The 26818-nt window shown below is 44.6% G+C and carries 33 protein-coding genes and 1 pseudogene; 18 read left to right on the plus strand and 16 right to left on the minus strand.

From position 1 onward, the window contains the following. Positions 1 to 97: 97 nt before the first annotated feature. Positions 98 to 982 carry a zinc-dependent metalloprotease gene (locus JI667_RS14420; RefSeq protein WP_206855986.1) on the minus strand — a complete coding sequence of 295 codons (885 nt, stop codon included), beginning with the start codon at positions 980 to 982 and terminating at the stop codon, positions 98 to 100. 347 nt (positions 983 to 1329) lie between these two features. On the opposite strand from JI667_RS14420, the gene JI667_RS14425 reads away from it, so the two are divergent. Further along, positions 1330 to 1776: a Gmad2 immunoglobulin-like domain-containing protein gene (locus tag JI667_RS14425; RefSeq protein ID WP_206855990.1), complete on the plus strand. Its 447-nt coding sequence runs from the start codon at positions 1330 to 1332 to the stop codon at positions 1774 to 1776. Positions 1777 to 2192: 416 nt separating this feature from the next. Here JI667_RS14425 and JI667_RS14430 read toward each other — a convergent pair whose 3' ends face one another. Next, the gene (locus JI667_RS14430; RefSeq protein ID WP_206855992.1) at positions 2193 to 3026 is read right to left on the minus strand and encodes a YitT family protein; all 834 of its coding nucleotides are present in this window, start codon (positions 3024 to 3026) and stop codon (positions 2193 to 2195) included. Positions 3027 to 3223: 197 nt separating this feature from the next. Between JI667_RS14430 and JI667_RS14435 the strand changes: the two genes are divergently transcribed. Together JI667_RS14435 and JI667_RS14440 are read left to right on the plus strand one after the other, a co-directional pair. Continuing rightward, on the plus strand, positions 3224 to 3634 hold the full coding sequence (locus tag JI667_RS14435; protein ID WP_206855995.1) for a RidA family protein: 411 nt from the start codon (positions 3224 to 3226) through the stop codon (positions 3632 to 3634). 332 nt (positions 3635 to 3966) lie between these two features. Further along, positions 3967 to 4641: a hypothetical protein gene (locus tag JI667_RS14440; protein ID WP_206855998.1), complete on the plus strand. Its 675-nt coding sequence runs from the start codon at positions 3967 to 3969 to the stop codon at positions 4639 to 4641. 36 nt (positions 4642 to 4677) lie between these two features. Here the strand turns inward: JI667_RS14440 and JI667_RS14445 are convergent, their stop codons facing one another. Beyond that, complete coding sequence (locus JI667_RS14445; protein ID WP_206856001.1) at positions 4678 to 5166, minus strand: DinB family protein; 489 nt, start codon at positions 5164 to 5166, stop codon at positions 4678 to 4680. 257 nt (positions 5167 to 5423) lie between these two features. Between JI667_RS14445 and JI667_RS22735 the strand changes: the two genes are divergently transcribed. The 9 genes from JI667_RS22735 to JI667_RS14485 all read left to right on the plus strand — a co-directional run bounded on the left by JI667_RS22735 (position 5424) and on the right by JI667_RS14485 (position 11685). Continuing rightward, positions 5424 to 5804: a hypothetical protein gene (locus JI667_RS22735; protein WP_244668330.1), complete on the plus strand. Its 381-nt coding sequence runs from the start codon at positions 5424 to 5426 to the stop codon at positions 5802 to 5804. Then, positions 5801 to 6256, plus strand: coding sequence for a hypothetical protein (locus JI667_RS22740; RefSeq protein WP_244668331.1), 456 nt, complete (start codon positions 5801 to 5803; stop codon positions 6254 to 6256). Before JI667_RS22735 ends, JI667_RS22740 begins: the two co-directional genes overlap by 4 nt. Before the next feature lie 394 nt (positions 6257 to 6650). Next, positions 6651 to 7163, plus strand: coding sequence for a hypothetical protein (locus JI667_RS14455; protein WP_206856009.1), 513 nt, complete (start codon positions 6651 to 6653; stop codon positions 7161 to 7163). Positions 7164 to 7282: 119 nt separating this feature from the next. Continuing rightward, positions 7283 to 8161, plus strand: a complete 879-nt coding sequence (locus JI667_RS14460; protein ID WP_206856011.1) for a hypothetical protein — start codon at positions 7283 to 7285, stop codon at positions 8159 to 8161. Then, entirely contained in the window at positions 8158 to 8760 is a 603-nt protein-coding gene (locus JI667_RS14465) for an ATP-binding cassette domain-containing protein (protein WP_206856027.1), read from the plus strand. Before JI667_RS14460 ends, JI667_RS14465 begins: the two co-directional genes overlap by 4 nt. Continuing rightward, a complete protein-coding gene (locus JI667_RS14470) occupies positions 8757 to 9950 on the plus strand; it encodes an ABC transporter permease (RefSeq protein WP_206856031.1) in 1194 nt (397 codons plus the stop codon). Before JI667_RS14465 ends, JI667_RS14470 begins: the two co-directional genes overlap by 4 nt. Positions 9951 to 10072: 122 nt before the next feature. Then, a complete protein-coding gene (locus JI667_RS14475; RefSeq protein WP_206856034.1) occupies positions 10073 to 10309 on the plus strand; it encodes a hypothetical protein in 237 nt (78 codons plus the stop codon). Positions 10310 to 10389: 80 nt separating this feature from the next. Further along, positions 10390 to 11232 (plus strand): nucleotidyltransferase, encoded by an 843-nt coding sequence (locus JI667_RS14480; protein ID WP_206856037.1) that lies wholly within the window; start codon positions 10390 to 10392, stop codon positions 11230 to 11232. 48 nt (positions 11233 to 11280) lie between these two features. Then, positions 11281 to 11685 carry a hypothetical protein gene (locus JI667_RS14485; protein ID WP_206856041.1) on the plus strand — a complete coding sequence of 135 codons (405 nt, stop codon included), beginning with the start codon at positions 11281 to 11283 and terminating at the stop codon, positions 11683 to 11685. 43 nt (positions 11686 to 11728) lie between these two features. Here JI667_RS14485 and JI667_RS14490 read toward each other — a convergent pair whose 3' ends face one another. From JI667_RS14490 to JI667_RS14515, 6 genes and pseudogenes are all read right to left on the minus strand, one after another. Beyond that, positions 11729 to 12259: a DinB family protein gene (locus JI667_RS14490; protein WP_206856044.1), complete on the minus strand. Its 531-nt coding sequence runs from the start codon at positions 12257 to 12259 to the stop codon at positions 11729 to 11731. 95 nt (positions 12260 to 12354) lie between these two features. After that, on the minus strand, positions 12355 to 12810 hold the full coding sequence (locus JI667_RS14495) for a YybH family protein (RefSeq protein ID WP_206856046.1): 456 nt from the start codon (positions 12808 to 12810) through the stop codon (positions 12355 to 12357). Between the two features lie 65 nt (positions 12811 to 12875). Beyond that, complete coding sequence (locus JI667_RS14500) at positions 12876 to 13256, minus strand: YciI family protein (protein WP_244668332.1); 381 nt, start codon at positions 13254 to 13256, stop codon at positions 12876 to 12878. Positions 13257 to 13273: 17 nt separating this feature from the next. Beyond that, positions 13274 to 13903, minus strand: a pseudogene (locus JI667_RS14505) (RNA polymerase sigma factor); the annotation flags it as partial. A 280-nt stretch (positions 13904 to 14183) separates the two neighbouring features. Further along, positions 14184 to 14639 carry a GNAT family N-acetyltransferase gene (locus JI667_RS14510; RefSeq protein ID WP_211201304.1) on the minus strand — a complete coding sequence of 152 codons (456 nt, stop codon included), beginning with the start codon at positions 14637 to 14639 and terminating at the stop codon, positions 14184 to 14186. 128 nt (positions 14640 to 14767) lie between these two features. Next, entirely contained in the window at positions 14768 to 15268 is a 501-nt protein-coding gene (locus JI667_RS14515) for a fasciclin domain-containing protein (protein WP_206856054.1), read from the minus strand. A gap of 466 nt (positions 15269 to 15734) precedes the next feature. Between JI667_RS14515 and JI667_RS14520 the strand changes: the two genes are divergently transcribed. After that, the gene (locus JI667_RS14520; protein ID WP_206856057.1) at positions 15735 to 16502 is read left to right on the plus strand and encodes a nucleotidyltransferase domain-containing protein; all 768 of its coding nucleotides are present in this window, start codon (positions 15735 to 15737) and stop codon (positions 16500 to 16502) included. A 76-nt stretch (positions 16503 to 16578) separates the two neighbouring features. After that, positions 16579 to 16815 carry a hypothetical protein gene (locus JI667_RS14525; RefSeq protein WP_206856060.1) on the plus strand — a complete coding sequence of 79 codons (237 nt, stop codon included), beginning with the start codon at positions 16579 to 16581 and terminating at the stop codon, positions 16813 to 16815. Between the two features lie 68 nt (positions 16816 to 16883). Here the strand turns inward: JI667_RS14525 and JI667_RS14530 are convergent, their stop codons facing one another. The 3 genes from JI667_RS14530 to JI667_RS14540 form a co-directional block, all read right to left on the minus strand. Next, positions 16884 to 17117, minus strand: coding sequence for a twin-arginine translocase TatA/TatE family subunit (locus JI667_RS14530; RefSeq protein ID WP_206856063.1), 234 nt, complete (start codon positions 17115 to 17117; stop codon positions 16884 to 16886). 113 nt (positions 17118 to 17230) lie between these two features. Next, positions 17231 to 17980, minus strand: coding sequence for a twin-arginine translocase subunit TatC (gene tatC / locus JI667_RS14535; RefSeq protein WP_206856066.1), 750 nt, complete (start codon positions 17978 to 17980; stop codon positions 17231 to 17233). A 19-nt stretch (positions 17981 to 17999) separates the two neighbouring features. Beyond that, positions 18000 to 19754, minus strand: coding sequence for an alkaline phosphatase D family protein (locus tag JI667_RS14540; protein ID WP_206856068.1), 1755 nt, complete (start codon positions 19752 to 19754; stop codon positions 18000 to 18002). A 410-nt stretch (positions 19755 to 20164) separates the two neighbouring features. On the opposite strand from JI667_RS14540, the gene JI667_RS14545 reads away from it, so the two are divergent. From JI667_RS14545 to JI667_RS14555, 3 genes are all read left to right on the plus strand, one after another. Next, the gene (locus JI667_RS14545) at positions 20165 to 21205 is read left to right on the plus strand and encodes a thermonuclease family protein (RefSeq protein ID WP_206856070.1); all 1041 of its coding nucleotides are present in this window, start codon (positions 20165 to 20167) and stop codon (positions 21203 to 21205) included. Positions 21206 to 21316: 111 nt separating this feature from the next. Next, positions 21317 to 21805 (plus strand): LURP-one-related/scramblase family protein, encoded by a 489-nt coding sequence (locus JI667_RS14550; RefSeq protein WP_206856088.1) that lies wholly within the window; start codon positions 21317 to 21319, stop codon positions 21803 to 21805. Positions 21806 to 22048: 243 nt separating this feature from the next. Beyond that, positions 22049 to 22492 (plus strand): hypothetical protein, encoded by a 444-nt coding sequence (locus JI667_RS14555; RefSeq protein ID WP_206856091.1) that lies wholly within the window; start codon positions 22049 to 22051, stop codon positions 22490 to 22492. Positions 22493 to 22524: 32 nt separating this feature from the next. Here JI667_RS14555 and JI667_RS14560 read toward each other — a convergent pair whose 3' ends face one another. Together JI667_RS14560 and JI667_RS14565 are read right to left on the minus strand one after the other, a co-directional pair. Beyond that, a complete protein-coding gene (locus JI667_RS14560; protein WP_206856096.1) occupies positions 22525 to 22974 on the minus strand; it encodes a hypothetical protein in 450 nt (149 codons plus the stop codon). Positions 22975 to 23008: 34 nt separating this feature from the next. After that, a complete protein-coding gene (locus tag JI667_RS14565) occupies positions 23009 to 23383 on the minus strand; it encodes a helix-turn-helix domain-containing protein (protein ID WP_206856099.1) in 375 nt (124 codons plus the stop codon). 260 nt (positions 23384 to 23643) lie between these two features. Here JI667_RS14565 and JI667_RS14570 point away from each other — a divergent pair, with 260 nt between their 5' ends. Further along, positions 23644 to 25326: a hypothetical protein gene (locus tag JI667_RS14570; protein WP_206856102.1), complete on the plus strand. Its 1683-nt coding sequence runs from the start codon at positions 23644 to 23646 to the stop codon at positions 25324 to 25326. 46 nt (positions 25327 to 25372) lie between these two features. On the opposite strand, the gene JI667_RS14575 is transcribed toward JI667_RS14570, so the two are convergent. Next, a complete protein-coding gene (locus JI667_RS14575; RefSeq protein ID WP_206856107.1) occupies positions 25373 to 25684 on the minus strand; it encodes a hypothetical protein in 312 nt (103 codons plus the stop codon). A gap of 228 nt (positions 25685 to 25912) precedes the next feature. Beyond that, entirely contained in the window at positions 25913 to 26785 is an 873-nt protein-coding gene (locus JI667_RS14580) for a hypothetical protein (RefSeq protein WP_206856110.1), read from the minus strand. Positions 26786 to 26818: the final 33 nt, after the last annotated feature.

A 26818-nucleotide genomic window follows, 5' to 3' on the forward strand; every position in this document is an offset into this window, starting at 1 on the left:
GAAGAGATGGAAGAGTGGAGGGGGAATACAGAAAAACAGAGGGACAGGTCACCCGGCTCAAAATGAGCCATGGGTCCTGTCCCTCTGTTTCGTTCAATTAGTTCCCGAACCACGTTTTATGTGCTTCGATTTGGTTGTCGTGTTCTTGATCCCAGTAGTCTACTTGATAGGAATAGTCATAGTTCATGATGCATTTGATCCCGCTGCCCTGGGCGTCGTGACCTGCTCCGTAGTTGTGGGAGAATTCGTGCTGGGCCGCGTGCCATGTGTTTTCAGCTCCCTGATCAAGGTTGACGCTGATGGCACTTCCGTTCGGTGCAGAAGGGTACACGTATGCGATACCGCCTGAATTGAAGTTCACATCGCGGGTGAAGCCTGCGACGAAGTCATAGCCGTTGCCGTTAAAGTCACGGTCAAGATCCTGCAGGATTTCAGAAGCGTTGTTTCCATTTGAATTCCACTGTGCAAAGGCTTTGATTTCGAAGTCGATGCCGTGATCGCGCGTGAAGCCGTCATCGGCTTTTTCGATGATATTCGTTGTGAGCGTCTGCCAATCGGGATGTGCTGCGCGATATTCTTCATCCACAGCGACGAGTACTGTCACCGTACGGGTTGTAGTCGCAGGAGGCTCAGTAGTGGTTCCACCACCGGATCCGCCTCCGCCTAGCCAGTCGAACAGACCGAATAATTCTTCAGATGATGGATCTTTGGCTTTTTTGTCTTTTGACTTTTTAATTGATTTTTCTTTGATCTTTTTTCCTTTTTCATCAAGTACGTCCGCTATCGTGCTGTTCTCAACGTGAGAAGGAGTGTCGAAGGTCTGCTTTCCCTTTGTTTTCGATTTCGGCAATGCATGCCCGATTTCCACCGTGTTTCCTTGGGAATCGGTGATGGTCGCGTCAGTCGTCGATGCACTGGATGCTCCAGGCAGGAATGCCATGGATAAAGCAAGAGATAATGTAAGTAGTCCGGTTTTCTTCATGTGATGATCCTCCTAATATGTAATAGCCTCGGCCGGGCATCTATTAATCTATCATAAATAACACCCGGTATCCCGAGGGTTTTTGTAAAGATTTCCACTATATTCCGGGCGGAAAGTCTCATTTTTTGTTAAAAAGGTGTAAATGGGAGGATTGAAAATGGGTGAAGCATGGAGAAGGTCATACGCTAGTATGTAGGGACTAATGGATTTTGACCGATGAAAATGTACGTAGCGACAAGAGTATAATATAATCAGGAACCGAATATTAGTTTAATATATTCGCTGTAAAGCGGCCCTTTAAAAGGATGTTTGCCCATTCCATTATGGTAAGAAAGGGGTGCAGATTGATGAAGATACTGGTTTTTATCATAACGTTATTAATGATTGGTGGTCTTGTTGCTTGTACCCAACAATCAAAAGAAGGAAATGAGAAACCGATTGTTACAGAAACCAAAGAAGAAACTCCGCCAACGGAAAGTAAGTCAGAGACAGAGGTTCCAGGGGATGTGGTTTATGAGAACGAGGCATTCAAAGATGTGGTAGTCACTCAGTCTGGAGATGAAGTGACGGTCACTGGGAAGGCACGTGTGTTTGAAGGGGTCTTTCAATATGATCTTTATGATGGGGAGAACGTAGTGGAAACGAGCAACTATCAAACAGATGGGGCCCCTGCCTGGGGGGAATTTACCATTACGTTTAAACATGAATTCGTTACGAGGGTAGAATTGTTTTATTACTCAGCTAAAGATGGTTTGAAAATGGATTCGCTGGAGCTTCCTATTTCAATGGAGTAGGTGAGGTCAGAGATGATGCTGAAGACAACAAGGATAGTATATGTGCAATAGAGGGGCATACTTTTCAGTTGGGAGAATAGACGGGAAAATTCCGCTTAATTCGTCATTACGATAAAGAAAGAGTGAAAATAGACGGAAAAATTCCGGCTATTTTCCCGAAAGAACAATAAATAAGTGGTTTAACTGTGCTTAACCGGAAAAAGTCCCCTTATTTCCCTCAAATCAAGATCCACTCTGAGTATAACCGGAAAATCTCCGCTTATTTTTACTTCTGCAGGTCCTTTTATCATAGGCAATCATCTTAATTTAAAGATTCCGGAGAACCGTTTCACAAGTAGAATAAAGAAACTCGCCAAAATTAACGGCGAGTTCTCCTTTTTAACAGTGCCAAGGGACCTGTCCCCCTGGCGCACGTTTTACGTCTTCGGAAACGTAAATCCTTCCCCGAACACATCACGCACATCATGGACGACGACGAAAGCCTTATCATCGATCTGCTGGATCATCTTCTTCAGTAAGAAGAGCTCCTGCTTATTGATGACGACATAGAGGATATCTTTCGACGCTTTTGAGTAGTGACCTCTTGCATTGATGATGGTGACGCCGCGGTCCATTTTGGCGCTGACTTTCTCGGCGATGGCATCGGTATCCTGGGAGATGATCGTGACCGCCTTCCGTGTATCGAATCCATCGATGAGGTAATCGAGGATCTTCGTGCTGATGTAGATGGAGATCCCGGTGTACATCGTGTTTTCAATTCCGATAACGAACACGGAACTGAGCACGACCAGGATGTCGAATACGAACATACTCGTACTGACCGCCCATCCGAAACGCTGATTGAGCATGCGGGCCACAATCGTGGATCCACCCGTCGTCCCCCCTGAACGCAGGACAAGACCAAGCCCGATCCCGATGAATACGCCGGCGAATACGGTGCCGAGCATGATGTCGACTGAATCGCCCATCCCCTCGGTCAGTTGGATGAAGAGGGAGGTGAAGAAAATGGCCAGCATGGTGTACCATGTCACTCGTTTATTTAAAACTTTATATCCGATGGCAAGGAGAACCCCGTTCATGGCAAAGTTCGTGATACCCGGCGACCAATCGAATACATAGTAAAGGATCATGGAAATCCCCGTCACGCCGCCTTCCCCAAGCTCATTCGGGATGGCGAACAAATTGACTCCAAGGGCAAAGAATAAGGAGCCAATAATAATCAATGTTATTTCTTTCACTGTTGAGTTCATATCATCACTCCGTTCTCAATTGATACTAGGATACTATAGCATATGGGGAGCCGGGGGGACAGGTCCGTTGGTGCTTTTTTGTGAGGATGGGACCAGGGGACCTGACCCCGTGGTACTTTTGGGTTTTATTTAGAAGGAATGATGTCCTCCGAGAGAGAACTTCTAAGAAAGCATAAAATGAAATCGGAGGAAACCCTATGAATCAAAACATCACATTCATCCGCTCCAACCAATTAGCCGAAGTCGATTACGCCTACGCTTCACGAGTCCCTTCAGATATGGATCTCTTGTTCTTGGCCGGGGCATGTCCGCTTAATGAAGAGGGAGAAGTGCCTTATATCAATGATTACGAACAGCAGGCAAAGCTGTGCGTAGAGAACATGAAAGCCGTTCTGAAAGAAAGCGGTGCTTCCCTGAAAGACGTCGTATATACAAGGGTCATTGTGGCGTCCCATCATCAGGCAGACTTAGTGACTGCCTGGAGATCAATCAGGGAAGAGTTCGGCGATCATGATGTGCCGAGTACATTGTCGGGAGTGACGGTGCTTGGATACACGAATCAATTAGTGGAAATTGAGGCGGTCGCAGCAGTAGAGAAAAAGGAATAAATAGGATGTTGATTGAAAGAAGCCAGGTGGACCGAATGAGGCGTCCACCTGGCTTCTTTCTACTTTCTTTACAATTCTGTCACAATATCTAAATTTATTTTAAAATAAAGGAAAAAAATCCTATGCATCGTCCAAAGAATCCCTTACATTTTAAGTAATAAAACAAAAGGATAAAATTGGTATATATCCCAAATGAAGACTAAGCAAGTACTAAGCCACCCACATGAAGGAGGGTTACCCTGGACACTCAACTATTCATCTCACTCGTCATTCTGATTGTACTTGCCCACATCGGCGCCATCATCCTGTTTGTCAAATATAGAAGGGGACACATGGACAAAAATCCGTTCATTACCATCCTCCAAAAAGAAACGCTCATCTTCAACTATGCCCTGTTCAGATGGAAGGTGAACCCCAAGGAAGGAACCTATCCTTTTCACAAAGGCTCGAACTACTTCTGGCTCTTCATCGCCCTCCTTCATGAACAGGTCATCGAAGCGTTCGCTTTTCACTATTATTTAAAGGACGTGGATCCAATCCGTGCAGATATCCTCGTAGTCCTGCATATCTACAGTATCCTTTATATGCTCGGTGACTATAATCTCGTCCGTAACTCACCAATCCAGTTCAAAGGAAATAGGGTCCAGATGAATGTCGGCGTACGAAGATCCCTCCATTTTCAGCTTGAAGATGTGGCAGCCATCGAGCCCGCAAGAACCCAGTATGCCAAAAGCGGGGGCATTATCCATGAGAAACATGTGTTTCACGTCGCTATGCTGCCAAGGGTGTTCACCCGGGTCTTCGGGATGATCGATGAATTGCGGTATGAAATCATCTTCAAGGAACCGGTTGAGGCGAGAGGGTATTTCGGGCAGAGAAAAGTGGTGGAGAAGGCGCTGATTTATATGGAGGATGCGGAACCGTTTATTCATGACCTTCGTGCAAAGGTACGGACCACAGCTGCAGTCGACAGTGAACTGCAGACTACAACCACGGTCTCTATATAATAAAAACAGCCGGCTACCACCGGCTGTCATCCCTCTTTAACCCTTCATCGCTTCCATTTCTTCCTTGCTTGGACCATACACCCCAGGTACTTTCAAACCAGCCTGACGCATCAGTACTGTTAATTGTCCACGGTGATGAGCCTGATGCTGAATCAACAGGCGGAACACGGCCTGAACCGGCATTTCCATTCCAAAGAGATTCACCATTTCGTTCATTTTCTCATCAGACACCTGCTCAGAAACAGCTTCTACAAGGCGGTCGCTGACGAGCTTATACGTTTCGCTGATTTCGGCAGCGGACGACGGTGCTTCTTTGCGGAGGTCAGGCACTTCGAATGTGATGCCAACCTGAGCAGGGAAGTAGTATGTAGCTCCCGTGATGTGCCAGGCAACGCTTCCGATGCTGTACAAGTCAGGTGTCACTTCTTGTTTCAGGGACACGTCCGTCAGTGTATCCATTACCTTTTGGGTGACAGAGGCTTCTTGTTTCCATTCTTGTAAGAAATCATTTTTGGATGTGAACATGGTCATTCCTCCTTTTAACTAGTCCATTCATTTTAACACGGGGATATATCGATTGGCTCTTATGAAGGGTTGAAGTCAGCTAACGTCACCTGACAAGTGCCCTCCTGGGTTGTTGTCCTCACAGATAATCCCTTCTTACATATACTGTTACAGAGGAAAGCAAGCATTCGATTGTATCATTAGAACAGGAAAGTTGGTGAGTTGGATGTCTTCAGATAATGAATTTGGAAAGTGCCGGAAACATAGGAAGAAGCATCGTGAGGAAGAGGAATGTAAAGAAAAGAAATCGGACTGTTGTAAACGCGGGCCAAGGGGGAGGACTGGTCCACCGGGTCCTAAAGGTCCTAAGGGTCCTCAAGGCGAACAAGGTCCTCAAGGCGAACAAGGTCCTCAAGGCGAACAAGGTCCTCAAGGTGAACAAGGTCCACAAGGCGAACAGGGTCCACAAGGTGAACAGGGTCCACAAGGTGAACAGGGCCCACAAGGCGAACAAGGCCCACAAGGTGAACAGGGTCCACAAGGTGAACAGGGTCCACAAGGTGAACAGGGTCCACAAGGCGAACAGGGCCCACAAGGCGAACAGGGTCCACCGGGGCCATCCACAGACTCCGACTGTGAGTGCTGCACGGAAACTATGAAGGACTTAATCAGCCTGCTGATCATGGATGAAGATAATTCAGTCGATATTTTGACGCAGGATGATAATATAACCGTAGCGAATCTCCAAGCGATTGTGAAGGGGTATATTGTACAGTACGAAAAAAGCAACAAAACGAGTTATGTGCCAATTTGCCAGATCGTTGCGATTCAAGTGAGAAGCACCTTGCCGGATCTGAGCAGTTTGCCGGAGCCGGTGGAGAGTACCGGGAGCTGTGCCTGCTGTGAAGATCCCGTCACGTTTTTCTTTTTGGACTTTGAGGGGACTGAAACAGAGTTTACCGTCAACACAGTTAGTAGCCAATTGCAGAATGTCACAAACGCTACAGTAGAAGATGTATTTGAAGGGTTGATATTATTTAATCGGCCTGGAAACAATCCGCCAACCTTCATCTCATCCTGCTATATTGACGGATTTACTTTGTCTGACTAATCAAGCCATTTTACCAAGAAAGCAAGGGAACGTCTCCATATAAGGGGATAAAGCAGGGGAGCGTTCTCCTGCTTTTTTATGTGAAAAGGGAGCGACCGGACCATCTCTGTGCTTCTTTTCAGGAAAAAATAAACAAGAATAGAAAAATAGACCTATTTCTACTTACATTCCTAAAAGAATAATCCATTTAATCCAAAACATGGTAAGATAATGTCGAATCGATTCAAACGAATACTCATGAGTAGCTCGTTCTTACACCATACGATTGTACACATAATGAAAGATGCTATGGCAATGGTACACATGTTTTATGAAAGTTACTTACTGCGCATCACGATCTTTTGACAGCATGCATCCTAAAAAAAAACTGGTTATGTCCGGGAGGAGAAATGAGATGAAAAAGGTTAAAAGGTTGATGATCGGTATTACAGTGGCGATTTGTGCATTTGGTTTCACCATCAGTTCCGCAAGTGCAGCATCGGATTCAAGCTATGTTTCTACACCGTATGGTAAGTTAACATCCAATGCATGGAGGTCGAGTCTGTCGTCGAGCGGGAATACGTATCAGTTTACGTATCAAACATCGGCTGTTTATTCAGGCAGCAACTCGGTTGATTGGATCAAGACGACTTGGGAAGCATGTGCTTCATTAAGAAACAGTGCGTCCATGTCCATCGGGATTTCGGCTGACGGCGTAAGTGCCGGTTCAAGCAGTTCATGGCAAAACGTTTGTCAAAGTGCCTACTGGCAGAACTCAAATGGTGCGAAGGGTGCTTATTCTGAAACACGTAATGCGGTCATCAAGCCAAGCGCCGACTATAGAAGCGGTACCGTTTCCATCCAAAATGAAGCGAAAGTGAAGATCAAAGGCGATGCCCGATCTTGGTCTGTGAACGCTTCTGTCTAATAGATAAAGAACCCCAATGATAGAATGAAAATGAAGGAAGGAGTATAGTTTGTAACGGTTAGTACTGGGGATTGCCCGTGCCATACATGCTACCTCCTTCTTTTTATGGAGATGATGAGATGAAAAAGTTTTTATTCTTAGCTTTCAGTTTACTAGTATTCATGAGCGGCTGTGATGAGCAGGCAGGGGTGAAATCGGAGGTTCTAGGGTGCTCCGGTGGGGACTGCGCCCTTGTGTATGATGGCGTTCAATATCTTACATATGATGAAAAAGTCAAGTCAAGCACCGGGAAAGTCGATGCAACAGAAAACGAGTTTCAATACAGACTTCCGGGAAATGATGAGTACGTGACAAGCGGGAATTCCATGACGAACGAGTTTACCATTTTGAAAAGGGAAAACAATCGTTTGGAGCCTGTTTATAAGCATGACAATGATAAAGAAGCGATCTTTCCTGTCGCTGTCGTGGATGAGAAGTATATCTTCGCCATCATGGAATACTCTTCTGATCAGCAGGTGTTCAAGGGGCTTTACAAGCTGACGGATCAAAACAAACTTGAAAAGCTGAAAACCGAGGAGAATGACATGACCAAACACATCTTCGGCGTCGGCATTTCATCGAATGACCAGTTCTATGTGCTTCTGAATGAAGATGGAAAGCAAAATGTGTATCATACCGACCTTTCGTTGTCATCGTTTGAATTGGTGGCAGAGGACGTATCCCAAAATCTGAGTGCCCATGAAGGAGACGTTTGTTACGTGAAAGAAGAGGCATTCTTCTGTGGCGATCAGAAAATTAAGGAACTAGAAGACGGCACGGTCTTTGCATGGGCATTGGATGAATATATTGTGGAAGTGAATGATACAGGAAAGTTTGAAGTTAGGGGCTTCAAGGATCAGAAGCTTCTGAAATCCGGTAATCAGTTCATCGGTTTTGATGATCATTCTTCAAAGCTCATCATCTATAGCGATGGCGACGTGATGGAGTTGGCGAAATGACGACGATCCTGGAGCTTGAGAAAATCAATAAGAGTTACCGGAATAAGATTTTAAGTGACCTGGACTACACATTTCCGGATAAAGGCTTCTATGCCATCTACGGAGCAAGCGGCAGCGGGAAGTCCACATTGCTGAATATCATTGCGGGTTTTGAAGCACCTGATAGCGGCTCCATCCATAAGACCTTCGACCATCTTGAATATGTGATGCAGGAACATATGCTGCTGACGAATATATCGGTGAAGGAAAATCTGTACCTGAAGCTGAACGTAACGGATCATCCCGTGAATGAGTATGATGACAGGATTCTCCAAACGTGCAGGAAGTTAAGCATCGACGGCCTCATCGAGGAGAAAGTGTCGTTCCTTTCAGGAGGAGAGAAGCAGCGGGTATCCATTGCCAGAGCGTTGTTAAGTGCGCCGGACATCATCTTGCTGGACGAACCGACGGCAAGTATCGATTATGAAGTGAAAGAAGACCTGTTAATCATGCTTGTCGAGCTCTCCAAAGAGAGACTGATCATCGTCTCGACACATGATCCTGTTGTGAAGGATTACGCCGATACGACCCTGTCATTAGAAAGAGGGACAGTTCAATGAACACGACATTCGTTGTGAAAATGCTAAGGAAGAAGACTCACCATTTCCTGACGATTTCCATTCTGATCATGGTCATTTCCCTGACGATGCTGAATTTCATGGTCTCGTATATTTCAAATCAGTATCAAATGATCAATAAAGACTTCATGAACAACAATAACGTGAAGGTCATCCATGTGACGGGGACTGAAAATGGAGAGTCCACCACACAGATCTCCCTACAAGATACGAATGAGATTAACAACCTTCTGAAAGAAGAAGGCGTTTCGGACAAGGCTAAAGCCTATCCCGTATACACGCTGCCTACCGTCTATCGTGATTCAATGGCCACCGCGTATTCCATGATTGGAATCAGTGAGGAGCTGGCACCACTTGTGAGCGAGGGATGTACATTGAAAGACGGACATATCTGCGTCGGAGATACGAAAGCCGGGAAGCTCACCCTTAACGTTCCCATCATTGAAGAGAAAGACGGCGGTTTCTCCTCGACAGAATCCGCTGATGTCGAGTTGACTGCGGAACACGGGGCCACCAATGAGAATGCAATCTTCATCCATTCCATCCCGAAGAACAACCAGGCCTATGTAAATGAGAAAGTGGCCGAGAAGCTGACGGAGATGATGTACCAGAAATCACAGAACAGTCCGGAATACATCAAGGAGTCTCAATTGAGCAACCTGGTTGTGTATGTAAAGGATATTAAAGACGTGGACGCCGTGGGGAAATTGTTAAAGGACAACCATTATTTTACCAGCTACACCTTTAACAGCTTTGAAAACTTCTCCATCAATATCAGTACCAATCAAATGATCCTCCTTGTTCTGTGCGTATTCCTGGTCGTGACGTCCATCGTGACGGCGGTGTTGCTTATGATCAATTTCCTCAGGATCCAGAAGAAGGAAATCGCAATACTTAAACTGATCGGATATAAGAGTGAAATGATTGTCACCATCTATACGAAACTGCTTTATATCCTGTTTCGTAACATCTTTCTTTATACACTGGTGATCTATCTACTCAACTTTTTCTTCAAGCTCATACCGGTGAGTCTGTCATTCTTGGGCATCATTGTCCTCCTGGATTTCATGATCCTGCTGGTGACCCTTGCGTTCGTCTATGTCTTTGGCATTAAGAAGATCTGTCGGATGGATACGATTGAATTGTTGAAGAAGGGGAAGGAATTTGAATAATGGGTTTTAGCACGGGAGGAGATCTCGTGCTTTTTCATTTGTGACCCTTCTTGCTGAGAAAAATGAAACCTTCTTAAGGGAGGAACGTATGTATAGAGAAGGTACGGGAAGGGGTTATAAAGGTGGAAGTGGGTAGAAAGGTGATGACGAAGATCTCGCTTTTATACGTTCGGTTTCAAGAATTGGTGATGATGATCTTTATCATCGGAGCGGTTGATTTGGTTCTTTACTACGATTTATTGGTGATGTCCCTTACATTTGTTGAATTTTCATTTCCCATCTTTATCATTCTGTTTGGATATGGATTGGTGAAATTCCTCCTCACACGGAAGAAGAGTGCGGAGGAAAGAATGGAATAGAAGGAGGCCTGTCCACCATAGGATATGCTTCCTTTTTGTTTGGAGGCCCGAGAAGGATTAACCAACATAGGAGTGATACAGTGATACATATAAAAGAAATTGGACGTTTTTGTGAAGAAGATACGGAGGGGTTTATCCTTAATGATGCTAGCATGGAGAATATCCAGCCTGTATTCCTCCGAGTAATCGATAAAGTAGTCAAGGAGTATCGCCTTCACTTGAAGGAGGAGCTGCACAGCATCTACATTCGGGGGTCCGTCCCTCGAGGGTTGGGGATTGAAGGTGTGTCGGACCTTGATACGATTGCGGTAACGAATAAGTGTATGCAAGAGTTAGATGTGGATTGGGTAGAGAAGACCGAGGGAGACATGGACTATCGATTTCCGCAAATAAATGGTGTGGAGTTCAGTTTCTACTATATAGAGGATATTTTACAAACGGAGACCTTTGCCATGATCCCTTTTATGATCAAGACCCACAGTGTGTGTGTACATGGAGAAGATATTAAGGGTCAATTGCCTAATTATAAGGCGGATATCACACTGGGGAACGAACACCTGGTGAATATAGGCGATCAGATTCGACGTGCTAAAGAGGACCTTGATGGAAATGAGGATCTGGAAGATATAGAGGATTGCTGTGTGTGGATCATGAAGATTATTGTCAGGGCGGGACTTGCTCTGGTGATAGAGGAAGAACAAGTGTATACAAGAGATTTATATCCGGCTTTTCAACTCTTCTCCAGGCATTACCCGGAGAAGGAATCCGATATGAAGCAGGCCCTTGAATATGCCCTCAACCCTGTTGACGATCCCGATGAACTTCTGTCCTTTTTAAATGAGATGGGAGAATGGATGATCCATGAATCTGAGAAGTGGTTGCACGTTTATAACCCGGGGAAGATAAAGCATTTAAAGATCTAAACGTAACGGGAACAAGACACGGTTCAAAAACCAGGGAGGGATCATTCTATGAAAAATAAAGTGTCCATCATGATTATGGTGATAGTATTGTTTGCAACTGGATGTCAGAGTGAAAAAGATGAACAGTATGATGTAAGTGGTGAATCCTCTTCCTGGAAGTCCACTATTCAGGTCACGTTTACTCACTCAGGCAAACAAGAGATGTATTACATTGGAGGGACTCTATCATTCAAAAAAGACTATACCCCATCTGCCGTTAAATACTACATAACCTATCCCAATGGTGAGGGGAGTGGAACGGCAAGGGGAAAACAATTCAAGATTCCCCGGGGCGGAGGAACCCGGCAGGCTTTGAACACTAGCATTGAAAGCTTTTCTAAAGATATTACGTTAATTGTAGAGTGGGAGAATGAAGGGGGAGATCGACTGAAAGAAGAAGTCCCTCTGGATTGAAAATAGAGGAAGCACGGGGAACGGTTCCCGTGCTTCCTTTTTTCTATGAGTGGGAAGCAGGAGAATCGTCCCCATGCTTCACCCATGCTTCATCTAACTCATATTTCTGCCGGAGATGATGACGGAAATGCATTCCAACGAGATCATACCATTCCTGGGCATTCAACCATCCAAAGCCTCCGTGCTCCTGCTTGTAGTTTGGGTTGATTTCTTCTCCTTTCATTTCCAATTCTTTCATTCGTTTTATTAGTTGATCGAGCTCCCGTGTAATGGCTTCTTTCGATTTTGTATTGTCCGGGGATGCGTTAAGTTCGGGCGGTAATTGGATTTTAATTGGCGGGAATCCACCAATGTTAAATAAATAGTCTCCAAACTCTGTTTTCCCCTGCATTTGCTCACCATCTGACAATGCACAAGCTTCAACACTGTCCAGATACTCATGAGCTACGACAAGTAGATGGTCATACATTTGGCCGATAGACCAGACCCCTTGTTCGGGTGTATACCTTAACTGCTCAGGAGAATATGCTTGTAAGAAGCTTTTGTATGTTTCAATCAAAGGAAGGTCATTCATGTTCATTCCCCTTTTCCCTTACCGTGCACCTTTTTTGTTGAGAGCATTTCTCCTTCTTGAAGAAATGCACCAGATTGTGAAATGAAAGAGAGATATTATTGTTCCGAGTCCATCTCCCGGTTGAAAATCCCTTTTCCCGTTTGCATATCGATTGGCAATGAAGAGTGTTCGTGTGTGATAAGCCAAGATCCGTTCCCTTTTTTTAAGCCGAATGTGAAACGGTTGGTCATTTGACGATCTTTTTCTTCGGAATTCCCCCTGAAAGCTGAGTAAGTTACGGCACAGTGCACGAATGCAACATTCGCATTTTCCTCATTAACTAAATCATCCATCTCCACTTTTAGTAAATATCCGTCTTCCTTTAAACCATTGAACCACTCTGTTACACGATCTTTCCATAAAGAGAGACCCCTACACTCCCAGTTTCCCCAGCAGTCATAAATATGTACGTCTGCCGAATAGATCGAGAGGAATGTTTCAACGTCGCTTTCATAGACGGCGCGTTTGTACGTTTCAAGAACGTCCTGAACGAAGCTTATTCCATTCGTCATATCATCCACTCCTTGCTCAAAATGGTCATTCTTTTAGAAAAATATAAATCTGTTTACTTGGTAACTCATTGATCATTCTTAAAGAAATGAACAGTACGGATTTCAATTCGCCATCCGAACTCTTCTCCTATAGTCAGTTGCGTCGTCGGATGAATAGAAGCAAGCTCGATCGCCTCATCCATGTCTTCTGCTTCAAAAATGAATATGCTTCCAATCAGCTCTTTCGTTTCTGTAAACGGGCCATCTGTTACCATGACCTTCCCGTTCACACGGCGCAAGTTCTTGATCTCGGACTCCAGACCCGCATCAAGGAGCACCTTCCCGGTTTCGTAAAATTTCTCCGTGTGCGGCTGGCATTCCTCCATAACAGCCTCAATCTCTGCACTTGGGCGTGCATCCATTTTTTCGGAGTTGAAATAGCCCATACATAAAAAGATTATCATCATCTCTCCCAAATCACCCAAATTTTGTGTTCACCTGTAGAAGCTGAATAGCCCTCGTTGAACATAAGATAGATCACTTCCAATACGGAAGAAAGCCTTTCCGCGTACTCTGCCTTATCAGGAACCTCGAAAGGAACATTGGCTGCTGCAAGTTTTCGTTTTGCCCTGACCACTCGCTGGGCAATCGTTGGTTCAAGTACAAGGAACGCGTGTGCGATTTCTTCTGTTGTCAGTCCCCCGATCAGTCTTAGTGTAAGGGCTACACGGGCGTTTTTTGATAACACCGGATGACATGTCATGAAAATCAGCCTCAGCACATCATCCTCTATTTCTTCATCCAATTCATCAGCCAAGTCATGATCATAATGAGTATTCATCGAGTAAGCCAGCTGTTCATATTTTTGATCCAGTCTTTTTTTTCTGCGAAGCATGTCTATGGCTTTTCGTTTAGCCACAGTCATGAGCCATGCACCTGGGTTATCCGGAATATCAGAGACCGGCCAACGCTCAAGCGCTGTGATCAGTGTGTCTTGAGCAAGGTCCTCGGCAATGCTAATATCCCTCACCATCCGAGTAAGTGATGCCACTACTTTAGCGGATTCCGCTCTCCAAATGGACTCAATCCTTTGGTGGATTAAAGTCTCTTTCATGTGTGTGTTCCTCCTTTCCCCAATGAAATACGGATTCTAAAAAAAAACAATAGTCTAAAATAAATAAATTGTAAAATTCTGATAATGATATTTTACCATAAGATCAATGGGGTAGGTCCACTTGCTTCATTTTTACATCAAGAGGAAGCGGGAGAACCGGCTCCATGCTTCCACTAACATAACAATCAAAAAAATGGTAAATTGAATAAATCAAGGATAGCAAAATCTCATAAAAAAACGCATAGGGTTTACATCCCTCTGCGTTTTAATCATGCTTATTTTATTTAATTAACTGCCAATAAAGCATATTGTTATCTTTGAGAACTTTTGTCATATTTACCTTCTGCAATACTTTAATTGAAGGGAGATTGTCCTCCAGGCACTCAGCTTTTATTTTATTTACTGAGTTAGTGTTAAATGCCCAACTAACAATACGATGTAATGCCTCTGTTGCAAACCCCTTATTTTGTTCTGATGCTGTGATACCATAGCCAACTTCAACTGTTTTTTCATCGTCTGGTTTACCCTTGAAACCAATATCCCCAATAATTTTGTTCGTTTGTTTATCGATTATAAGCCAAACACCCCACCCCAAAACAGAAGAATCTTCTTTTAGATTCTCAAGATACATTCCTATATGGGGTCCAAGTTCATATTCCGGTGTATCATACTCTAATATTGATTCATCCGTACACGGGGTAAGTTTTAGTCTCTCTGTTTGTAGCTCAATGTTCATATTTTTTCTCCTCCTAAATGTTATATTTCCATAAAGCAACAGATAGTTCAAGCTGAATTTTCCCCACAAAAAAAGCCCCATCAAAGGTCCATTTGGGACTCTTTGAGGGGGCTTATTGTTAACAGAGCTTATTCCGGAAGTAATACTTCGTCGATCACGTGGATGACACCGTTAGAAGCCTGGATGTCAGCTTGCACCACATTGGCATTGTTGACGCGGACAGGGTCAAGTTTGATCTCCACTGTCTTGTTGGCGAGTGTTTCCGCCATTTGACCGTCTTTCAGGTCTGTGGACATGACTTTACCTGAAAGCACATGGTAAAGAAGAATCTGCTTAAGATCTTCTCTTGCCAGTAGTTCTTCGGCTGTGATACCTAATTTCTTCAACAGCTTTTCAAACGCAGCGTCTGTCGGTGCGAATACCGTGTACGGTCCTTCACCTTTCAGCGTTTCCACAAGTCCTGCCTTTTCTAAAGCAGCTGCAAGGGTCTTGAACTGACCGGCTTCCACAGCCGTGTCAACGATATCCTTCGTTGCCGGTGTCCCGCCTTTAGCGGCTGATACGCCGTTTGAAAGAGACAATAACGCCATGAATACAACCATCATCAAAGCAAATGTTTTGTTTTTCATGATTTTACCTCCTATTTTAATATGTAAACATCTGTTTACTCAGAAAGTAGTATGTGCTTGTTTAGCAGGAATATCCATTTATTTTTCAAGGCTGTTTTCGCAAAGATTGTTGCTATTCGCATACAAACTAATATGTACGATGCTCTGTCATTTAAGTTGTGGTGCAGGAGGGTGAAGGGAACTGCTCCGCTTTCCACGGACGTTCGGCCGAGCCTCCTCAGCAGAGTTCATTGCTCCCTTGAAATTGGATCATGAGGATACGTTTGGGATGATGACGCTTGAGGAGTGGAGGAATCGGGAGAAGTGAGAAGAAAGCAAGGGGACGGTTCTCGTGCTTCTTTTTGATAAGCTGGAAGCAGCAGAACCGTCCCCTTGCTTCCTTAATATCTGAAAATCCCCCCTATTCTCAATATGAAAAAATTGGTACAATGGCGTAATATCCATTTTTACATAGGGGGAAACTGACATGCGACAAGAAACGGCTGTTGAAAAAGTACTCGAAAGTCTAAAAAAAGATCCCAGTGTCCGGAGTGTATTCCTAAAAGGATCCATGGGACGGAAGGAACACGATGAACATTCGGATATCGACCTGTACTGTTTGGTTGAAGATGGGGAGGAGAAGGAATTCCTGACCCGTCGCCTCGATCATTTGAAGGCGTACAAAGATCTTATCTTTCACGATGACATTTTTATCATCGCACCGCAGATCATCGCGATCTATGAAGACTGGCTGCATATCGATCTGTTTACGGTGACGGAGAAGACGTTTCAGGAGAAGGATTTCTTTACGGTGGTATATGATCCGGATGATGTGATGGGGAAATTTGAATCATCCCAAAACCTCACCATCTCAAAGGAACAGTTCAAGGATAACGTGCTGGATGCGCCCTGGTTCCTGTTTCAATATGAAAAGGCAGCGGCGAGAGGGAACCACACATGGGCGGTGGAAATGCTCAGGCATTGTATGAGTAACGTGACGGGCATTCTGCTTTCCCGGTATGCGAGTGAGCGGGCGGTTCTGGGGTTGAAGACGATTCACAGGGACTTGCCGCAGGAGTTGCAGGATCAAGTGGTGGAGATTTATGAGGAGATGACGCCGTCGAGACATGGGGAGGCTACGCGCAAGATTGCGGGTCTTCTGGAGAGTGAGTTTGATTGGATTCGTGGGGAGACCGGTGAGGGTGAGGTTTCTTCGTTTATGGGGCAGATGATTGGGAGAGTGTTGGAAAGGTAAACGTGCCAAGGGACCTGTCCCTCTGGATCATGATCCTAGACAAACAAATCATTAGAGAGAAGGGGGACCTATTCGTTTGTACTTACTATTATCGATTTTTTTAGCCAGTATACTAGGTTTGATCTTGTTTATAGCCGGGCCCTGGATAGGCGGAAGCCTGGCTTTCGGTATCATTGCAGGTTGTTTGTTCAGGGGGCTTTATCTGGTGAATGACATACATAAAAGAATAACGAAAGAAATGCCAAGACCGGATAAGGCAAGGGAAGTATATGAAAACTATTTGAAAGAGAAAGAGAAGAACGGTCACAGTTAGAGAAATGGATACCTGACATCGAAAACCGCCCGGGCTAAGAAGCTCTGGGCGGTTTTTGATGTGGCAGGTCAGCTGCCTGTATGCTGTTTGTCTTTTTCCACAGCTGTCAGTCGTTGACCTTCGTCTCTTGAGGTACTCTTTTCTTGATCATTGCCATTGACTAAATCACTCGTAGCACTTTTGAATTCCTTTAAGGTCGTTCCGAATGCCCGTCCGATTTCCGGTAGTTTTGACGGGCCGAAGATGATCAGGGCGATCACCAGTACGAGAATTAATCCCGGGATCCCGATATTTGTAAGCATAGGTTTCTCCTCCTGTCAGTTTGATGTGTGCGTGGGAACAGGGATGTGCCAAATTCCGATTACACTTAAGAAGCCTCTTCTGTTCAAGCAGTGTTCATTTCAAATCTCTTCCTTCATAAAGCTACTTTCTCTTGACCTGAATGTGACTCCTCCGAAGGGGAAGCCTTTTTCTTATAAGCCATGGTTGAGCAGGTGATGCTGATTTCATATAAAAGAAGGAGCGGCAGAATGACCAGAACATCCGAAAGGAAATCCGGAGGGGTAATTACCACTGAAATGACCACCAGCAGGAAATAAGCGATCCTTCTTGATTTTTTCAATTTGGAAGGGTTCAGAATGCCAAGTACCGTCAGGAAGACGATGACTAATGGCATTTCGAATAACAATCCAAAAGGCAGGGTCAGGTGTAACATGAATCGGAAGTATTTCTCCGCTGTGAACATCGTTTCAAATTGGTCGGCTGACAGGGTGGTCAAGAAGTTCAGGACGATCGGAAAAAGAAGAAAGTAGCCGAACCCAATGCCGAAAATGAACAGAAAGAACAAGGCGGGTATGAAGCGTAAGGTGACTTTTCTTTCTGCTGCACTCAGAGCCGGAGAGACAAATCGCCAAATCTGATAGGCAGCCACTGGAATGGTGGCTGCGACTGAGAAAACAGATGCGATCATTAAGTACACCCATAAAATGTCACTCGGTCCGAGGATGGCGAGCTTCATGTCGATATCCCTGATCAGCCATCCGTAGATCGGTTTCATAAAAGAGAGCCCTACGATCAGGAAACCGATAAAGGCGAGTACGGTTTTAATGGCACGACTCCTCAGCTCTTCCAAATGTCCGATCACCTGTTGGTTGCGATCTTTCATGGCATCAGCCTCCTTGGTGCTAGTTCATTTGCATGTGTTTGCCTTTTTGGGCTTGTTTTTGATGGGCGCGGGCATGCGCTTCATGACGGTCCTCTTCCACCTCAGCAGACAGAGGTTTCCCTTCTGGAACGGTTAGCGTAGACAATTCCTTCAGACCTTCTGCATCTTTTTCGTACACGAAGGAGGCTCTGGTAGAAATATCCGCACCTGGACTCGAGACGAATGGAACAACACGATAATCGGCTTTCCACTGGGTCGGCGTGACATGGCAACGGACATAACCACGATAATCGTTGAAGAATTTAATATGATCGTTCTGGCTAAGAATGCGGTCCGTGTCAGCGCGCTTGTCTGCCCCGTCTCCGCCTGATGTGATCGATGTGCCGACAAACTCGGCTCCAAGCATGCGGGAAGAGGGGTCGTCAAAGTCTGCCAGGATATTAGAGGCCCAGTTCGCATGTACATCACCTGTCAGGACAATCAGGTTATCCATGTTTTTCTTTCTGGCGAAATTCGTGATCCGCTCTCTTGCAGGTGTATAGCCATCCCAGCCATCCATACTATATAAAGGCCGGTCAGGGCTTGGACCATAATTTCGTTTGGCAAAAAAGATTTGCTGGGCCAGTACATTCCATGAGCTGTTGGAGTTGCCGAGATGATCAAGCACCCATTGTTCCTGTTCGCGGCCCAACAAGGTGCGTGAAGGATCAAGGGACTCTTCCGTCTGAGGCGAGCTTTTGTCTCCATTTGCCTGATCGGAACGATACTGACGGGAATCGAGCACCATAACATTGGCTAACTTACCGTAAGAGAACTGGCGGTAGAGGTGCATATCCGCACCATGAGGCATTGACGACCTCCTCAATGGCATGTGTTCATAATAGGCCTGATAGGCAGCGACCCTCCTCTTCACGAACTCTTCCACAGACTGGCCTTTTTCCGGGATCATGTCGGCATAGTTATTCTCCACTTCATGATCATCCCATGTGACGACCCAGGGAAAAGCCGCATGGGCAGCCTGCAGGTCCGCATCTGTCCGGTATTGGGCATGACGGTTCCGGTAGTCCTGTAACGAACGGATTTCAGGCCCCTTGTGGTCCCGCACATTTCCAGATTTAGCTACGTACTCATTAGGACCGTATTCATAAATATAGTCTCCAAGATGGAAAACGAGATCAAGATCTTCTTTGGCCATATGCTTATAAGCCGAATAATAGCCATGCTCATATTGCTGGCAGGAAGCAAAGGCGAATGTCAGGCTTGAGACATCTGCATTAAGGTTCGGGAGCGTTTTCGTCCTTCCAATCGGACTGAAATCCTTCCCGACCTTGAACCGGTAATAGTACACCGTATCTTCTTCCAGATTTTCCACCTCGGCATGAACAGAGTGGGCGAGGGACGGACTTGCCACTTCCGTACCGCGCTGCACGATGCGGCGGAAATGTTCATCTTTCGCGATTTCCCATTTGACAGGAATCTTGCGGTCAGGCATGCCCCCACCATTAAGAGGGTCAGTAGCCAAACGTGTCCATAATACGACACTATCCGGAAGCGGGTCACCGGAAGCTACTCCGAGTGTAAAAGGAAAATCCCGAAACCCAGCTTCTTCTGCCGAAACGGCTAAGCCGCCCATCGACTGAGCAATCGCCATCCCTAACGAAATTCCGGCGACTTTCCCGGCCCCCTGCAGAAAGCTGCGGCGGTCGACCCCTTTATATAAGGTCTCTTCATTCAGCTTCTGAATCCAATTCTCCATTGATCTCTCATTCGTCATGTGGATGACTCCCTTCATGAATCTATTGAATCGAACAGTTCATATTATAGAATCCTGTTTTTAACGACTTGTAAATGAATGTAAACAGAGGAGAGAAAAGGAGGGTCATCTTTCCTGGTACAAAGGAATCTTTATTGTTTGACTATTCATTCTAATAGTAACGTAAAGAGAATTCGACCTCATTGTAATAGGTTGAGAGACCCGCTTTTCTTAACATGAGTGAAAAGAAAACTATATAAAGAAAATAATGAGGAAGCTTTCTCTTACTTCCAAACCAAACACATTGATGAAAGATTCTTATTGAATTGCGATATTATCAGATAAACAAGCGATTTTATAATACAATGAATATACAAAACGTTGCGGTCATTCAGAGGGTTTGAACGAAATATATGTAATGAGGTGCTGAAATGAAAGAATCACGTAGGATCTTGGCTGCCATGGCCATCATCTTTATTCTGCTTATGGCGATGATCACACCTGCAGCATGGCTTGGATTATTAATCGTGGTGGTTAGCTTATATCTAACTTCTCACAAGAAAAAAGACAAGAGGGCGTTCACAGGCTGGTTGATCCCGGTCGGAATTCTCGGAATTATCCTCGGAGGCTGTGCAGCTCCATCAGAAGAAGTGGATCAAGACACCACTGCCCAAGCTGAGAAAGAAGCCGATCAACAGGCGAAGGCAGAGGAAGAAAAGAAGGCGGCTGAAGAGAAGAAAGCCAAGGAAGAAGAAGAGAGACAGGCTGAAGAAGCGGCGGCGAAGAAAGAACAGCAGGAGCTTGCCGACACGTTCGGATTGGAAGAAGTGCTGGTCTCCCGTGTGATAGATGGTGACACCGTCGAATTGAAGGACGGACGAAAAGTACGATTCATCGGCGTTAACACCCCCGAGTCCACAACGAGAACCGAAGAGTATGGAAAAGAAGCCAGTAACTACACGACCGAAAAGCTGGAAAGCAAAACGGTCTGGCTTCAAAAGGATGTGTCCGAAACGGACCGCTATAATCGTTACCTGCGTCTGATCTGGCTTGAAATCCCTAAGGATGACATGAACGAAGAAGAAATCCGGTCGAAGATGTTCAATGCCGACCTCGTATTGAACGGATATGCCGAGCCGTCCACCTACAACCCGGATGTGACATACAGCGACTACTTCGTGAAATTCGCACGGGAAGCAAGAGAGAAGGAAACAGGTCTCTGGGCTTACGGTGAAAACGGGACGACCAAAGGGGACCTGGATTCGAAAGAAGAGAAGAAAACAAGTACAGCCTCCACGGCAAAATCCAGTGCGAGCACTGATACAACGGAAGAGCCAGCTGCCGAGCAACAGGAATTCTATCAAAACTGTACAGAACTGAGAAAAGTCTATCCGGATGGAGTCGCTTCCGATCATCCCGCGTATGCAAAGAAGCATGACCGGGATAAAGACGGATGGGCGTGTGAGAGATAAAGAGAGTAAGAGCCATTCCTTTCGTGAAGGGATGGCTTTTTTCAGTGAAAATTGGAACTTCCCCCCATCTCATTCGTATATAAAGGAAAGAAGTAAATGGAGGGGAATAAGATGAAACAACTATACATCAAACAAAAAGTATTCAGTCTAAGCGAGAAATTCACCGTAAAGGATCAAGATGAGAGGGACATTTATTATGTCGAGGGTAGCTTGATGAAGGTCCCGAAGACGTTCTCCATTATGAATCAGGACAGGGAAAAAGTCGCTTTGATCACGAAAAAGGTACTGAGCTTTCTGCCCACATTCTTCGTGGAAGTGAATGGTGAAGAGGTCGTGACGATCAAGAAGGAATTATCCTTTCTAAAGGCTAAGTATTCGATTAATGCGGCAGGGATTGAAGTAGAGGGAAACTGGATGGATATGGACTTTCAGGTGTTGCACAAGGGAAGAGTCGTAGGCGAAGTGGGCAAGGAATGGTTCAGTTGGGGCGACAGCTATAGGGTACAGATCCTGGAGGAAGAGATGGAGTCCGTGATCCTGGCGCTTGTAATTGCGATTGATTGTGTGAAGGCGGATCAGGCGAATACGGCGACGTTTTAAGGAGTATGGGGACGGTTTCCGAGCTTCCTTGCTAGAGTATGTGATTGTTAGGAGCCAAGGGACCTGTCCCCCTGGCCCCCGGAAAAATTATTACTATATTCATATATTAGAAAGAATATAGGAAAAAAGGATCTCAATAAGTGACGTAATACACTTATATCCCTGCACGTTGAAAATAAATAAGAATGGCAATTGGTGTATACTCAATCAATAAGCTTATTAAAACGGCAGGCGGTGTAAAAAATGAAAAAAGTAATAGCAGGAATGACACTTACAGGGCTCTTGCTATCAGGATGTTCCAGTGCACCACAAGAGAAACAATACACGATTGCGGAAGCGACCGATAATGGGGACACGATTGTAGACGAAGAGGGGAAAGTAGAAAATCTGGATAAACTATTATCCTTTATAGAAGATGTTAAGGCCAATAAGGAAGCTGAATTGACTCTCTCGAATTTCTCCAATCGACAAGTGACGCTGAATAAGATGAAGTTCGAAGGCGGTTCTTTGACGTATGAATTGACAGATGGAAAAGGGGAAGAACGGATGAATACAAGCTGTAAGAACATAGAGGAAAGAACCGGATCCATCTCCTTGCAGGAATGCGAGGGTGATTCACCAGTGATTGGCCTCGTACAAGTGTCAGAGTACCAAATCAATAAGACCAAAGCATCCATGAATAATTAAAAGCATCCCGCTTCGGATGCTTTTTTTGGGTCTCATGAGTCCTTCAGTTGTGTGATGAGGCTTTGGGTCATCTTGATATTTTTTTCGCTCTTTAGTAAGTGATAAGCCATTTTGGCATACTGAAGATGGGTGATGGCCGACTCCTTGTTATGCAGCTTGATGAAGTTTCGTCCAAGCATGAAATACAGATACCCCAGTGCATATAAGTAGTGATGCTCCGTGCAATAGGTAATTCCTTTATTGCAATACATGATGGATTCATTGTACTTTTCTGTGTGATATAAAACATAGGCGTAGTTGTAGTAGGATCGAATGACGATTTTATCATTTAATAGTGGCAGGTTCTGATGAAGGTGGCTGAACACAGTTTGGTATTCTTTCTGCGCCTCATCAAATCGTTTCGCTTCTATTAGAAGGTTGCATTTGGTAATGAGAATTTCTAAGTCTTCTTCGGAAAGGTTCTTTTTAGTGCTGTAGGACATGCCCATGGCAGAATTAATCAGAGCGAGTGCTTGATCAAGGTCTTTTTTGATAACGAATGTCTTTAAATAAAGGATTGTTCTTTTGGGTTTGGATTAACTTGAGTACCTGATCGTAGTCTCTTGCCGCACTGGCATTTCGTAATTGTTTATAAACCTCGCTGAAATAGTCATATCGTTCATTATAAGCAGGATGGATGAGTACAGAGATGGGAACCCCCAGTCTTTCAGATAATCTATATACGGTTTCAGCGGAGGGAGACACACTTCCCCCTTCCAACCGGCTGATAAAAGATTGAGTGCAAATATCGTTCGCCAGCTCACCCTTGTCATGTTGATCTTCTGACGCAATTCTTTGATTCTCTCTCCAATGTTCATAAATATCCCCTATGTAAAATATTCGTACATTCATATCGGCAGTCAAATAACGATTTAAGAGCAACTATTTATTGGTATAAAGATAGTATATCAAATAAGACTAAAGATTCGTAAAAATCCATAATAAGTTAGAAGCACTGGGACAGTTCCCGCGCTTCTTTTTATGTCCAAGGGAGTTGCCCCAAATGTAAAATATTTTTATTTACCTAGTCCCAAAGATACATGTATTCCCCCCCCGCCCCCATAATAAAATAGCAAAGATATAATCAATTTTCTTACTAAGAAGGGGAACCTATGACCGAGATAAAAATGAGAAGTTTAATGAAACAGCTGCATAGTGTGGATTCGGGGACGAGGTATGAGGCGCTTGGGACGTTGTATGAGTTGAAGGGGCAGGATGATTTGAAGATCCGGGTGGAGATGTTGCAGGATATGGTGAAGGAGGCGGCATCAACCTTCCCTGAGCGGGTGGATGTGTGGGATAATCCTTCCCTTGGACTGGTGGAGTTTGTGTGTGATTATCCGATGCCTGAGATCATTGATGAGATTCTGCTGCGTTTTGACGGGTTGGATCCGGATGCGAAGGTGCGGGCGCTCCAGTGTCTGCTGTTGACGAAGGATGAGGGGATCTTTCAGGAGATTCATGATCAGACGGTGCAGCTAGTAACCCATGAGGAAGTCGTGCTGCCGGTGGAGGAGCTGTGTGAGTTCCCGGTGCTGTTGAGGGGGATTGTGGATAAGACGATCGATCAGTTGGAATCTCCTTTTTATAAATATATGTACTATGACTTTATCACGGCGATCAATGAGTCGGGAGTGGAGGCAGGGTATAAGAGAGCGAGGATCCTTCTGGTGCTCCTGGCTGATTATGCGAAGCTTCGGGATGAATACCTTAAGTACGACGGGGAATACCGGTCCGACTATGTGTATCAATCGTGGAAGGAGTCCTACTTCCAGATGAGGTACCGCCTCAATGTACTGATCGGGTTGATGAACTTCTATTATTCAGAAGAGGCAGAAGGTTTCCTGAAGGAGGCGGTGTCGTTCAAGGATCCACGCATCAGCACAAATGCGGTCGTGGTTGCGATGAATAAGAACATCCCGGTTCAACCGGACATCCTCCAATCGCTTTCTGCACATGTCGAAAGTGCCGAGATGATGTACTGGGGGCTCGCGGAACACCATAAAGAGCATCTCTTCCCGGTCAGTCCGAAGCAGCCGGTGCTTGCCAAGGCGCATCTCTTCAACCATCTGGTCCATTTGCAGGATGAAGAAGGAGAGGAGCTACATATCTTTCCGGAAAACATTCAGGTCGTGGATTCTGTCGACACCGTGAACTCATACGGTCAGCCTCTGCGCTATTATCTGATGAGCTTCTCCTATGGGGACGAGGTCCTCGCTGCCTGGGTGGGAGGATATAGCCTTGAGGAGGAGGATGACAGTGCGGACATGTGGGAAGGCACCCATACCGACCTTGAGCCTTTCCACAGCAGATCAGTCGAAGAACAGAAACAACTGTTTTTGAAAAAAAGGGAAGAGAACGCGATCGAAAATGAACAAACCGTTCACTATGACAGTTCACCCGGCCTCTCGAAATGTCTATGGTTCTTCTACGCCCTCCTGATCGGACACTGGGCAAGAGTCTTTATGAACGGAATTGATGAAGAAATCTTCATTTCTATCGCTTTCACCCTACTTGGAGGAATTCTTACCATCTATGAACTGTGGAAGAAAAAGCGTAGTACAGTGTCCATAGTGGGGAGAGAATTGGTCAAGGTGAAAGGGAATAAGAAAGAAAGCATCCCCCTTCAGGAGATTAAGAAAGTGACGTATGATAAGAAGCATATCAACGTTTTTGATAGAGAATATGTCCTTCAATTGAATGTCCCATTGCGTTGGGTGGAATACGGACATTTTTACTATGCGATGGTGGAGCAGACGTATCATTTGAGAGAGCAGCCGTATATTGAGGAGTGAGCCAAAGAGCGAAGGGGATCCCCTTCGCTCTTGTAGCAATTTTTGATTAATCAAGCAAGTCGCTTAACTCCTGTACCGTTTTATCGTCAGATTTCTTCGTTACATCCATACCCCTGAGATCTTCTGCCAGTGAAATCATATTCTTTATCTTTTCCTCATCCACAGCATCAGGATCCAAATTGGCCACGAAATTCTGCATTCCATCATAAAGCTCTAGAAGGTGATCCTCCTGGTCTTCCTCGATGTCAATAGTGTTCAAACTTGTATAAGCAATCACTCTATGATTACTTGCATCATACTGATCGATCATACCTCGTGTGTAATCAGACGAAGTGTCATCGTTCAGTAAGCTCTTCAAGATCAACTCAAATTGAAGAAGGGTGGTGGTATGGTGGTTCTGGAAGATTAACAGATTGTCTTCCTGGACATTCTCAGTGTTGGTAGTTTTTTTGTCGCTACAAGAGGTGAGCAGAAGAATTAGTGATAAGGCAATTGTCCATTTTATTATTAGTTTCAGAATTAACGCCTCCTTAAATAAAATACTAACCCTACTTTTTCATTGTAGGGTTAGTATAAACATTTTTATTTAGTCGATATAGACTGCATTGTCGTCATATCTTGACCAGTCGGAAACTTTACTTGTCTGACTTACGGTATAACTAAATCCACCTGATGGACCAGTTGAATCAAAGCTAAAATAGGCTTGTCCAGTTGAAGAAGTACTGTAAGTAGTATAAGTATGTGTATACTTAGAACCATAATCTAGCCATCCGCTCCTTGAAGGAACAACCTGTACTGTTGCATAGGAGTCAAAATCGTAATTATCATCTTCAACGTTGAATAGATATATGCCGTTGCTCCTTTGAGAGCCATCTCGTTTGGTCACAATGCTAGAGTCTCCTACACTTGAAGAGTAGTAATAGCCATCATCTGGATCCCATTCCACTGAGACTAAGTCAATTGTTGCGCTTGATGATTCACTATATGAAGACCATGATGATGTAAGATGATAATAACTTTGGTCCCATCTTTTTGAAGAATAGACATCAAGGGTCATATCGCTTGGTGATAAACCGTCTATTGTATAGAGGGGCTTCGGTTTTTTATTAAATTCTATTCCTACTTCTGCTAGGGAATTAGTCATTTCCCCTACGGTAAGATGATTGTCTTTCACATAGTTGTATATAAAACGATTGTACTCATCATCATTGAATTTTTCAATTTTCTTTTGAAAAAGTGTGTGATGTTTTTTTATTTCTTTTTGTGATAGTTTTTGAAGTTGTTTGGCAAATTTCACTTCTTCTTTGGAGTTATATTCTTGTAGTTTCTTATTATAAGTGGTTTGAGACATGGTGAGCTTTGAAGCTTCCTCTGATGAACTAGCTGCAAATGCCGAAGGGGATAATAATGAAGCCGTCAAAACTAAAGCGCTACCTATTTTAGCTGTTTTTTTGAACATATTTTCATCTCCTATAAATATGAAATTATGATC

The sequence above is a fragment of the Bacillus sp. NTK074B genome (assembly GCF_017303375.1).
GTDB lineage: Bacteria > Bacillota > Bacilli > Bacillales > Bacillaceae_B > Rossellomorea.